Origin of the sequence: Acinetobacter pittii (assembly GCF_022449185.1) — a bacterium.
Taxonomy (GTDB): Bacteria; Pseudomonadota; Gammaproteobacteria; order Pseudomonadales; family Moraxellaceae; genus Acinetobacter; species Acinetobacter pittii_I.
Window position 1 is genome coordinate 855,837 of record NZ_JAKUKO010000001.1, and the last position, 12,138, is coordinate 867,974.

Sequence of the window (12,138 nt, forward strand, 5' to 3'; positions counted from 1 at the left end):
TGATGGGCTGGCTAGAGGGTGAAGTTGCACTGATTACTGGTGGTGGTTCGGGACTAGGACTTGCATTGGTTGAGCGCTTTTTACAAGAGGGTGCCCATGTGGGTGTATTGCAACGGTCTCAATCAAAAGTAGATGAATTGATCGCACGCTATGGTGACAAAATTGTAGCAGTGACAGGAGATGTGGCTAGTTTTGAAGATAACGTTCGTGCCGTGCAAGCTACCGTAGAACGCTTTGGAAAACTAGACTGTTTCATTGGGAACGCCGGTATTTGGGATCATTATGCCGACATCGTCAACATGAGCGGTGAACAGTTAAATACTGCTTTTGATGAAATTATGGGCATCAATACAAAAGGTTATTTGTTGGGTGCCAAAGCTGCTTTAGACGAGCTACTTAAAACCGAAGGTTCGATGATTTTTACCTTATCTAACTCAGCGTTTTATTCATCTGGTGGTGGTCCAATTTATACTGCCTCAAAACATGCTGGTGTAGGTTTAGTGCGTGAACTGGCCTATGAATTAGCACCTAAAATCCGCGTGAATGCGGTTTCTCCCTCTGGTATGAATGTCAATGTAAAGGGCGCTGTTTCGCTTGGGCAAGAAAATCTAGGACTCCTTGATGCACGCGATTCCCAAAAAATTGGGCAAGGCATGCCACTGAAATTTTTACCAGAACCTGAAGATATGACGGGCTCTTATGTATTACTCGCATCTCGTCAAAATAACCGACCATTATCGGGTGTTTTTATAAATGCTGACTGTGGTTTGGGTATTCGTGGCTTACGCCAAGCGAATGCTGGCTTTTTTGATGCTTAATTTTAATCCGATATTAATGGACTAATAAGACAGCTAAAACTGTCTTATTTCGGAGCTAATCATGACTGTTAAACTTATTTGCGCTTCTCATAGCCCGCTAATGGAATTTGCGTCTCCAGCAGAACAACACCAAGAACAAACGGTACGTAAGACGTTTGAAAAGCTCGCTGCAGAGGTCAAAGCATACGACCCAACTTTAATAATTGCCTTTGGACCAGATCATTTTAACGGCTTCTTTTATGATCTAATGCCGAGTTTCTGTGTGGGTGTCCGTGCAACAGCAGCAGGTGACTGGAATTATGGTCCCGGTGAGCTTAATGTGCCTGAAAACACAGCATTAAATTTAATTCGAAAAGTCCTTGATGAAGGTGTAGATGTTGCATATTCATATCGTATGCAAGCGGATCATGGTGTAACCCAACCGCTGCATTTTTTATGTGATGGTCAACCTAATCGTTATCCAACCATTCCAGTATTTATTAATGGTGCTGCCGCACCAATGCCTACGACAAAACGAACGATTGCTTTAGGACGAGCGGTTGGGGCTTTCATCAACTCAATTAATCTAGAAAATGAACGTATATTAATTTTGGGCACAGGTGGACTTTCACACGATCCACCAACCCCTCAAATGGGCTCTGCACCACCAGAAGTTGAGGAGTTTCTAATTGCCGGACGTAACCCAACTGTTGAAGCTCGTAATACACGTCAGGCCAAAATCATTTCAGTTGGACAGCGTTTAGCGGCAGGTGACAAGAGCGTATCTGTTCCACTTAATCCAGAGTGGGACGAACAGTTATTGGAAAAATTCAAAAATGCAGACTTTGCTGCGCTTGAAGCGATGACTGAAGATGAAATTCGCCGTGAAGGTGGGCGCGGGGGACAAGAAGTCCGAACTTGGATGGCTGCTTTTGCTGCACTACACACAGTGGGTGATTATGAAATGACCTTACATTGCTATGAACCAATCAGTGAATGGATTGCTGGTTTTGGCATAGTCTCTGCCGAGCTGAAATAAAGGGTAAGCAATGAATATTCAAACTATTGTCATTATTGGTGCCGGGCAAGCTGGTGCAAGTGCTATTTTAGAATTACGTGCTAACAAATATGAAGGTCGAATTATTTTAATAGGTGATGAACCCCATTTACCTTATGAGCGTCCGCCTTTGTCTAAAGATATGATTCTCAGACCTGAACAGACTAAAATTGAGATTCTGTCTCAACAGAAACTAGAAGACCTAGGTGTTGAGTTTATTAAAGGTAATGCCGTTGTAAAGATTGTACCTGAACAATATCAAGTGATTTTGGAAAATGGTGAACATGTCTATTATGATAAGTTATTATTGGCAACTGGTGGTTCACCTCGCCGTCTTCCGGTTTTGGATGGGTTGGGTAAAAAGGTTTATACCCTACGGAATCTAGACGATTCACAAGCTTTAATTCCAGTTTTTCAGCCAAAGAATCGGATTGTATTGGTGGGCGGTGGAGTTATTGGTTTAGAGTTAGCGTCTAGTGCTCGTTTTAGAGACAGTCATGTAACTGTGCTAGAACAAAGCCCAATGATTATGGGGCGCTCGCCAGCCATAATTAGTGAATTTTTACTTGATCAGCACCGTAGTCGAGGTGTTGATATTCGACTCAACGTGAAAATCGCTGATACCGAACTGCGCGGCGAAGAAATTGTCATTCTATTGGAAAGTGGTGAAGAGCTGATTGCCGATGCTGTTGTTTATGGCATTGGGATTGTACCGAATGCTCAATTGGCCATAGATGCTGGTTTAGACGTCGATTTTGCTATTAAAGTGAATGAAAATTGTCAGACTTCCCATCCAGATATTTATGCTGCTGGTGATGTAGCAACACAACTACGTACTAATGGTCATTATATTCGTATAGAAACTTGGGAAAATGCTAATAACCAAGCGGGTATTTTTGCTCGTCATGTTATGCAGGTAGAGCATCCTAAAGTAAATCCATCATGGTTTTGGACCGACCAATATGACCTGAACTTTCAATTTGTTGGAGATATGTCGGCAAAAGAGTGGCATATTCGAGGCAATATGAATCCGCAAGAAAATCAAAAAGTGGGATTTACCTTATTTGGATTAGATCAAGGCATTGTTGTTGCTGGTATTGCAGTTAATCAGGCACGAGATGTTCGGTATTTGAAAAAAATAGTTTCTAGTTCTATCGCCTTTGATAAAGAGAAATTGCTAGATGTCTCAATTGAATTGCGAAAATTAATTTAAATAAAATCGTTATACTAAAGACCTATTTAACGTTGAAAAGAAAAACCGTCATGATTATATGGCGGTTTTTTTATGTCTGATTATAGATATCACATAAAAATTGAAAGCATTAATACTTAATTTGAACTGTATAATAACTTTTAACTATTGAAAAAGCAGTTTTGTTTCATCGAGATTAATCTGTTTTTTAGATATATAAATTTAAAAAGCTTGCTAATTTATTCATAAGTAACTGAAATTTAATTTAATTTTTATTCTTAACTATAAATGAATTGTCTAAGAATAAAATATATTAAAGAAAATACAATTTTTTTATTTTTTGTTTTTACGAATAAATAAAACTTAAGGCTAATGTCGAAATCAAAGTGATTAATAAATGATGTGCTGTGATTTTTCAAACTGATAGAAAAGGATTTTTCTATGAACCGTGCAGGAAATAAGCACTCTATTATTACGATCGCCATTTGTTTTCTAATCGCTGTGATTGAGGGAATTGATATACAGGCAGCTGGTATTGCGGCTGTTGGTATTCGAGAATCCTTTGGTTTAAATAGCTCTCAACTCGGTATTTTTTTTAGTGCAGGAATATTGGGTTTACTACCAGGCGCGTTAATTGGTGGACGTTATGCCGATCGTATTGGTCGTAAGATGGTATTGATCGGAGCTGTGGCTATTTTTGCTGTATTTACCCTTTTTACAGTCTGGGTAAATACTTTCTATACTTTGCTATTGGTACGCTTTCTTGCTGGAGCAGGTTTAGGAGCTGCAATGCCGAATTTGATTGCTCTTGTTTCAGAAGCTGTTTCTAACGAAAATCGTGGTCGTGCCGTTGGCCTAATGTATTGTGGTATGCCAATAGGAGCTATCTTAGTATCTTTGCTAGCAGCCTATGATGTAAGCGGTCACTGGCAAACGATTTTCTATGTAGGAGGAATTGTTCCATTGCTTGTGATTCCTCTTATGGTCAAATTTTTACCAGAATCTCGAGAGTTTTTACAAACGAGATTTCAAGATAAATCGATTACACATATACAAAGCTCTTTTAAAAACCTTTTTCAAAATAATTATGCTTCGCAGACCTTATTACTGTGGGCAAGCTATTTCTTTACCTTGATGGTTGTTTACATCATGTTGAGTTGGTTACCGTCTCTATTTATGGAGTTAGGATTCTCTCGTCAACAGGGCAGCTTAGCTCAAGTATTTTTCCAAATGGGAGCTGCCATTGGTACAGTTGTATTGGGTATTTTGATTGACCGTTGGAATAAAGCTTATGTGATTATACTTATGTATATAGGTATTTTAGCTGGTTTATTTAGTTTAAATGGAGCTGGAAATTTAACTGCAATGTATGCAGCCGCAGCCTTAATGGGAACATTTACCATTGGTGGTCAAGGCGTTTTATATGCTTTTGGAAGTATTGTGTACCCGACTGAAATCCGGGCAACTGGAGTAGGTAGTGCAGCAGCAGTTGGCCGTATTGGTGCAATGTTGGGTCCCGCAATTGCTGGTCAGTTACTTGCTATGGGAAGTGGTGCTACAGGTGTTATTTCCGCTGCTATTCCTGGAATTGTCATTTCAGCATTACTGATGCTTTTGGTGATTCGTCGATTACATCAGACTAAATAACTCATATAGAACAATGAAAAAAGCTCATATTTTCGGAGCTTTTTTCATTTATGAAACTATTCAAGAAACCTTAAACCTATTCACTGCAAGCTTAGAACAAATCAATCATTGTAAATGTCAGCTGAATTTACTTCGTGTTTTAAAAAGAACCTTAATTGAGTAAGAGAAATGTACCCAGCTGCCCAGCAAAAGCTTTGGAATCGTTCATTTATCCTTTGTGTATTAAACAACCTTTTTTTATTCATTTATTACTATGCTTTGCTCACCATATTACCCCTTTATATTTTAAAAGAATTATCTGGTTTAATTGGTCAGGCAGGTTTGGCATTAACTTTATTTCTGATTTCATCGATTGCCATTCGTCCTTTTGCTGGTTTGATCATTGAACGTTTCGGCGAAAAAACAGTGTTGCGAGGTTCAGCATTACTGTTTGCATTTTTGGCCCTTGGTTATTTATGTGTAAATCAACTATGGATATTACTGATGATCCGATTCGTGCATGGAATCTGGTTTAGTATTTTAACTACGGTCACCGTACCTATTGTGAATGAATTCATCCCAGAGCAGAGGAAAGGCGAAGGCATGGGATATTTCGTCATGTCTACAAATTTAGCGGTTGTATTTGGGCCAATGATTGCACTAACTACTCTACGTTACACTAGTTTTTATAACCTATTTATTCTTCTCACTTTAATTGTATGTATGGGTTTAGTTTTTTGCTTTCTTATACCGGTGACATCGTTAAAAGATAGGCAGTGGGTACAAGCAAAGAAGAAAATTAGTTTAAACGATATTATTGAAAGAAAAGTAATTCCTATTGGTTTGATTGCATTATTCGTTGCAATGGCTTATTCAAGCATCATGAGCTTTATAAGTATCTATAGTGAAACTAAAAACTTACTCCCTGCAACAAGTGAATTTTTTATTGTTTTTGCAATATCAATGATTATGGCGCGTCCTTGGGTTGGCTATTCATACGATAAAAGAGGGGCTAACTCAGTCGTTTATCCTTCGTTTATTCTTTTTTCGGTAGGATTGTTCTTGGTGAGTCAAATGCAAACCCAGTGGGAATATTGGTTTGCTGCTGCTTTAATCGGTGCGGGGTATGGCTCACTTTTTCCTGTTTTTCAAACCATGGCTATACAAACGGTCGAGAAAAACAGAATTGGGTATGCGGTTTCAACCTTTTTTACTTTATTTGATTTAGGGATGGCGATTGGTTCGGTTATGGTAGGGTTTATTATTGCCTATATAGGCTATGAGAAAACTTACCAGTTATGTGCATGGCTAACGATAATGACTTTATTTTTATATCGTTGGCTATGTAATCGAGATACAAACACAAAAATTGGGATATGACATGGAATTACGTCACTTACGCTATTTTGTTGCGGTCGCTGAAGAGCTAAATTTTACGAAAGCAGCATTACGAATGCATACGGTACAGCCTTCGCTCAGTCAGCAGATTAAAGACTTAGAAGATGAAGTTGGTGTTCAGCTTTTTATACGCAGCAAACGAAAAGTCGAGCTTACAAAAGCAGGGGAAGTTTTTTTTAAAGAAGCGCTTATTATTTTAGAACACACCGAGAAAGCCATTAGCTTGGCTAGACAAACTGCAAAAGTTGAACAAGAACAATTAAATATTGGCTTTGTTCCAGTCGCTGAAATGAAAGTTTTTCCTTATATCATGCCGAATATTCGAGCGCATTTCCCAGAGCTTAAAATTGATTTTCAAAGTTTAACTGATGATGCCCAACTACAGGCACTGAAGAAGGGGGAAATAGATATTGCTTTTACGCGTTATGGGGCAAATACAGATGAACTAGTTTCTATTCAAATCTTCCAAGAGCCACTCACTTTAATTATTCCCAAAAACTCGCCAGAAGCACAGCAAGAACGCATTAGTATAAAAAGTTTTGAGCATCATAATTTTGTGATGTGTAATGAAGAAGCTTCACCTGAGCTTTATCGAATTATTGATGGTTTTTTTAAAAAATCTAAACTGAATGTTAATATTGTGCAGCATTCAACCAACATTTTACTCAATGTTAATTTAGTGGGAATGGAAATTGGTTGGAGTCTCGTTCCTCAGTATGTTATTCCATTGTTAGGGGATAAAATTGTAGTTAAAAAGACGGTAGAACCTTTACCAATGATAGGTCTACACGTTTCTTATCGCAAAGACCATGTAAACAAAGCTATAGATTTAATTTTGGATGTACTTAAAAAACAGTTTCATCTAAATTTTGCATTTTAAAAAAGCCATTCTAAAGAATGGCTTAATTATATTTAGTTGATCAAATACATTTTTTGGAACAGCTCTTCACTTATACTATTTACAGTTTGAGGAATAGCGAGCCCTGCAATAAAACGGTCAGGTCTTAAAATCACCATAGATTGATTTGTTTGGCTAAACCAAGAGCGAATTTCAGTGTCTACATCACCAATAGTAATTATATGTTCGTCAGAAGGTCGATTTGGAGCGTCTAACTGAATCGCAGGTATGACTTGAATAAATTTAATACCTAATTTAGCCCATTTTTTCATACTATTTGGTGAGATCCCCCAAGTAGGATTAACTCCCCAAGCAAGAATGGCAAAGTTATTACCAATCACTTCGTCGAGTAAAACTTTGTCTTTATTTTCAAGCTGAACATGAGGCTGGATGAACATCTTGCCGACAGGTGTATTCTTTTCTGGAAAAGGTGCCAATATGCCTTGATGATATTTCGGCATGGGTTTAAAACGCATTTCTAACAAATAACGTTTTATCGGTTGTATGTAATTTAATACATAAGCAATACCGTCACGAACAACTCCTTGCCATTTCTTTGGTGGAGCAAGAACATGTCCTGCCAAAACAGATAAATTAATCATGGCCTGAGCGTGTTCTTTTCTTTCTAGTTGGTAACTGTCTAGAATCTCTGGCTTTGCAATTTTTTTAATGACTAATGCCATTTTCCAAGCAAGATTAAAAGCATCACGCATGCCACTATTGTAACCTTGACCTTGCCATACAGGCATAATATGTGCTGCATCTCCAGCTAATAAAATACGGTCTACACGAAAACGGTCTGCAATGCGTGCATTGTGTGTATAAACACGCTGACGTATCACTTCGATATTGTCCGTATGAGGTAAAACTTTACTCAATAAACGATTAATATTTTCGGGTTTACTCAATTCTTCCTGAGTCTCTCCAGGCATTACCATAAACTCAAAACGACGAATACCATGTGGTAAAGCAGCCGATACATAAGGACGTACTGGATCACAGCATAAATATACATGAGGCGTCGCTAGTGGATCGTTAGCAAGGTCAATAACAATCCATTGGTTTGGAGCAGTTTCACCCTCAAAATTAATGTTAAGTGTACGGCGTACAAATGAATTTCCACCATCGCAAGCGATTAAATACTGCGCTTGAACAGTTTCCTGCTTTTGATCTTTAGTCGTTAAATTTAACGTTACATAGTCTTTGTCTTGAGAGAAGCTATTTAATTGACGTGAAAAACGCACCTCTGTGGTTGGATAGGCTGCTAAACCTTCCAGTAAAACACGGTCAACTTGGGGTTGGATAAATGCATTACGACGTGGCCAGCCAAATTCGCGAGTCATAGGCTGAATATCCGCAAAACAGCGACCTTTAGGAGTCAAAAACCGCATAGCATGATTAGGGGTAGTGTGCGGTAAAACTTGTTTGATTAAACCTACTGACTGAATCGTGCGTAATGATTCATCATCAATACCAATCGCTCTTGGATAATCAATGAGTTGGTCTAGTTGTTCAATAACAGTAACTTGTACACCTTGTTTACTTAAATAATTTGCAATTGTTAACCCAACTGGGCCTGCGCCTAAAATTGCAACTTCCGTGGTGTGATGTTGAGTCTGATTCACAGTAAATATCCCTTACTATCAAGTTTTCTTATTAATATCAAAATTGAAACAAAGCTAAATTTAATCAATAGTTTAATAAGACGATTTTTTGAAGGGTAATGTATGCCTTATTGATTTTAATGTATTGTATTTAAAGAATTTTTAAATATTTTGTAATAGGTTTTTTTAATTCAATCATTGTTTTAAATTATATATAATTGTATGGAAGTTGGAACGACGTTTAATCAACCTTTTCATTCGCCATTATTTTCTTAGCTATTTTCACGAAAGTAAAAAACTCAGTACTAGAATAGATATCAACCGAAAAAAATTACTTTTACATTAATTGACTGAGTAATTACTGTTGCTCATATCAGAGCATGTTAATTTATGTGCAACATTGTTATTAGAACATCAAAGCTCATTTTAACTGAGTATAAATATTCAAGCCTTTATAACGAATCAGCAAGCAGTTTTTCATTAGGAGAACAAAGATGGGATATGTAACCACAAAAGATGGCGTAGAAATTTTCTATAAAGATTGGGGACCAAGCGATGCCCAAGTTTTATTTTTTCATCACGGTTGGCCTTTAAGTTCAGATGATTGGGACACACAATTGCTTTTTTTCCTTAAAGAAGGTTTTCGTGTAGTTGCTCATGATAGACGGGGACATGGACGTTCGAGTCAGGTGTGGGATGGTCACGATATGGACCACTACGCAGATGATGTCGCAGAAGTGGTTAAACATCTGAACATTAAAAATGCAATCCACATTGGCCACTCAACAGGTGGCGGTGAGGTGGTTCGCTACATCGCACGTCATGGCCAAGACAATGTTAAGAAAGCTGTACTTGTTAGTGCGGTTCCGCCACTGATGGTTAAAACTGAAAATAATCCTGACGGTTTACCAAAAGAAGTCTTTGATGACCTGCAAAATCAGGTTCTCACCAACCGTGCACAATTTTTCCGCGACTTGCCATCTGGCCCATTCTATGGTTTTAACCGACCAGATGCGAAACTATCTGAAGGCATCATTTCTAACTGGTGGCGTCAGGGTATGACGGGCAGTGCAAAAGCACATTACGATGGTATTGTGGCGTTCTCACAAACTGACTTTACCGAAGATTTAAAGAAAATCACCATTCCTGTTTTGGTGTTGCATGGTGACGACGACCAAATCGTGCCTTATAAAACGTCTGGTGTGAAATCTGCTGAGTTGCTTCAAAATAGCCAACTTAAAATCTATCCGGGTTTTTCTCACGGTATGTTAACCGTTAACCATGAGGTGGTTAATGCGGACTTATTGGCGTTTATTCGTGAATAATTTAAAGCTTTAAACTTTAAAAAAGAGGCCTATTAAGTGCCTCTTTTTTATTTGTAAGTAAATGAAATTGAAAGTAATAAATATAGAAATGCTAAAAGGTATTGACATTAAAGTTAGCTTTAATCTTAAAGTAAAGCCATACTGAATGAGGTCATTCCAATGAAAGTGTTCGAAAAATTAGTATTCCCAAATGGCTCATATGTTCCTAACCGTATTGCTAAAGCAGCAATGGAAGAAAATATGGCTGATTTAAACCATGCACCATCAGAAGAATTAATGCGTTTATATCAGGCTTGGGCAAATGGTGGCGTAGGTCTAATCATTACTGGAAATGTAATGGTAGACCGCCGAGCGATGACTGGACCGGGCGGTGTAGTGCTTGAAGATGAAAAGCATCTGGATACTTTCAAAAAATGGGCACAAATTAGCCGTTCCAAAGATGCTCAGGTTTGGCTTCAAATTAACCATCCGGGTCGACAAATGCAGTCAAATTTAGGGCAACAAACATGGGCGCCTTCTGCTGTTGCTTTAGATTTAGGAAAAATGTCAAATCGCTTTAATACGCCAATCGAAATGACTGAATCCATGATTGCAGAAGTGATTCAGCGTTTTGCAAACACGGCACGTTTAGGTGAAAAAGCAGGATTTACTGGTGTGGAAATTCATGCAGCGCATGGGTATTTATTAAGCCAGTTTCTTTCTCCACTCAGCAATAAACGCCAAGATCGTTGGGGTGGTTCTTTAGAAAACCGCGCTCTTATTTTAATTGAGATTGTTGAAGCAGTTCGTAAAGTAGTTTCACCACAGTTTACGGTTGCAGTGAAACTAAATTCAGCCGATTTCCAGCGTGGCGGTTTTAGCGCTGAAGATGCTCAGCAAGTGGTTAAAATGCTAAATGAACATGCAGTTGATTTGGTTGAACTTTCAGGCGGTAGCTATGAGGCGCCAGCCATGCAAGGCCAAGCACGTGATGGTCGCACACTTGCACGTGAAGCTTACTTTTTAGAGTTTGCACAAGAAATTCGAAAAGTTGCCAAAATGCCTGTTATGGTGACAGGTGGCATACGCCGTAAACAGGTAGCAGAGCAAGTGGTTGAAAGTGGTGTAGATATGGTTGGTATTGCTACTGCTTTAGCGATTGAACCTAATTTGCCAAATGCTTGGAAACAAGGCAAAAATGTTTCACCTGAACTCAAGCCAATTACATGGGAAAATAAAACATTCGCTTCACTTGCCAATATGGCGGTGGTCAAATTCCAGTTACGTAATTTAAGCGCTGGTAAAAAAACAAAACCAAATGTTTCACCAGCTTGGGCTTTAATTTTGCAACAATCAGCGATGTCATGCCGTACCCGCCAATACAAAAAAGGCATGCGAGACTATTCATTTGCTTCTTAATAAGTGAGTTGTGTTATGACAAATCCTAACGATTTAAACTGGATAATTTATGGAGCAAATGGCTACACGGGCGAGTTAATCGCTCGTATTGTCACAGTACCGTAAATGGCTCACTGACAGTAATAAATTATTTACTCAAAAATACCGTTAAAGGCAGTACATATACACCAGCAAAACTGATGGGTTATAAGCTAGTGACTGAGCTGCCAGATTCTGGTTCGCTGATCGTTATTTAATAGAGGAATGAAAATAATGAGAAAATTAATTCTGTTTTTACACGCATCGCTTGACGGTTTTGTTGAAGGTCCAAATGGGGCAATGGATATAGGGTGGATTGCTTATGATGCCGATTTGGCAAAACATGCAAGAGAAATTTTGAGCACTGTCGATACGGTGATTTGGGGACGTGCGACTTACCAGATGATGCATAATTATTGGCCAACCATGCTTTCAAATCCAGAAGCTTCGGAACATGAGCGAAATCATGCTGAATGGATTGAAAAGACAGAGAAAATCGTTTTTTCAACAACCTTAGATAAAGTTGAGTGGAATCATTCCAGACTTGTAAAAGATCATGTTGAAGATGAAATTAATAAGCTCAAACAGCAATCTGGCAAGGATATGATTATTTTGGGGAGCCCTCGATTTGCACACTATTTCATGCAACTTGGTTTAATTGATGAATACAAAATTACGATTTCGCCTGTATTGATTGGTGAAGGCCTGCAACTATTTCAAGGTGTTCATGAAAAGACTAATCTTAAACTCATTGAAAATAAAACTTTTGCTTCTGGTGCAATAGGTCTTCACTATCAAAAGATAGTCTAGTGTTTTCTATATTAT

10 protein-coding genes and 1 pseudogene are annotated in these 12,138 nt (G+C 38.3%); 10 read left to right on the top strand and 1 reads right to left on the bottom strand.

The window, feature by feature from the left end:
• The first annotated feature begins 2 nt into the window (after positions 1–2).
• The 6 genes from hcaB (at position 3) to MKX14_RS04070 (ending at position 6,950) form a co-directional block, all read left to right on the top strand.
• Entirely contained in the window at positions 3–818 is an 816-nt protein-coding gene (gene hcaB / locus MKX14_RS04045) for a 3-phenylpropionate-dihydrodiol/cinnamic acid-dihydrodiol dehydrogenase (protein ID WP_240282017.1), read from the top strand.
• A 61-nt stretch (positions 819–879) separates the two neighbouring features.
• Positions 880–1,836: a 3-carboxyethylcatechol 2,3-dioxygenase gene (locus MKX14_RS04050; RefSeq protein ID WP_240281818.1), complete on the top strand. Its 957-nt coding sequence runs from the start codon at positions 880–882 to the stop codon at positions 1,834–1,836.
• A 10-nt stretch (positions 1,837–1,846) separates the two neighbouring features.
• Positions 1,847–3,067, top strand: coding sequence for a 3-phenylpropionate/cinnamic acid dioxygenase ferredoxin--NAD(+) reductase subunit (gene hcaD, locus MKX14_RS04055; protein ID WP_240281819.1), 1,221 nt, complete (start codon positions 1,847–1,849; stop codon positions 3,065–3,067).
• A 420-nt stretch (positions 3,068–3,487) separates the two neighbouring features.
• A complete protein-coding gene (gene mhpT / locus MKX14_RS04060) occupies positions 3,488–4,693 on the top strand; it encodes a 3-(3-hydroxy-phenyl)propionate transporter MhpT (RefSeq protein ID WP_240281820.1) in 1,206 nt (401 codons plus the stop codon).
• Positions 4,694–4,861: 168 nt separating this feature from the next.
• A complete protein-coding gene (locus MKX14_RS04065) occupies positions 4,862–6,052 on the top strand; it encodes an MFS transporter (RefSeq protein ID WP_240281821.1) in 1,191 nt (396 codons plus the stop codon).
• Position 6,053: 1 nt separating this feature from the next.
• On the top strand, positions 6,054–6,950 hold the full coding sequence (locus MKX14_RS04070) for a LysR substrate-binding domain-containing protein (RefSeq protein WP_240281822.1): 897 nt from the start codon (positions 6,054–6,056) through the stop codon (positions 6,948–6,950).
• A 32-nt stretch (positions 6,951–6,982) separates the two neighbouring features.
• Here the strand turns inward: MKX14_RS04070 and MKX14_RS04075 are convergent, their stop codons facing one another.
• Positions 6,983–8,593: a bifunctional 3-(3-hydroxy-phenyl)propionate/3-hydroxycinnamic acid hydroxylase gene (locus MKX14_RS04075; RefSeq protein WP_240281823.1), complete on the bottom strand. Its 1,611-nt coding sequence runs from the start codon at positions 8,591–8,593 to the stop codon at positions 6,983–6,985.
• A 473-nt stretch (positions 8,594–9,066) separates the two neighbouring features.
• Here MKX14_RS04075 and cpo point away from each other — a divergent pair, with 473 nt between their 5' ends.
• From cpo to MKX14_RS04095, 4 genes and pseudogenes are all read left to right on the top strand, one after another.
• Positions 9,067–9,897, top strand: a complete 831-nt coding sequence (gene cpo, locus MKX14_RS04080) for an alpha/beta fold hydrolase (protein WP_240281824.1) — start codon at positions 9,067–9,069, stop codon at positions 9,895–9,897.
• Positions 9,898–10,056: 159 nt separating this feature from the next.
• Positions 10,057–11,295 carry an NADH:flavin oxidoreductase/NADH oxidase family protein gene (locus MKX14_RS04085; RefSeq protein WP_240281825.1) on the top strand — a complete coding sequence of 413 codons (1,239 nt, stop codon included), beginning with the start codon at positions 10,057–10,059 and terminating at the stop codon, positions 11,293–11,295.
• 98 nt (positions 11,296–11,393) lie between these two features.
• Positions 11,394–11,531: pseudogene (locus tag MKX14_RS04090) on the top strand (hypothetical protein); the annotation flags it as partial.
• A 16-nt stretch (positions 11,532–11,547) separates the two neighbouring features.
• Complete coding sequence (locus MKX14_RS04095; protein ID WP_240281826.1) at positions 11,548–12,123, top strand: dihydrofolate reductase family protein; 576 nt, start codon at positions 11,548–11,550, stop codon at positions 12,121–12,123.
• The last annotated feature ends 15 nt before the right edge of the window (positions 12,124–12,138 follow it).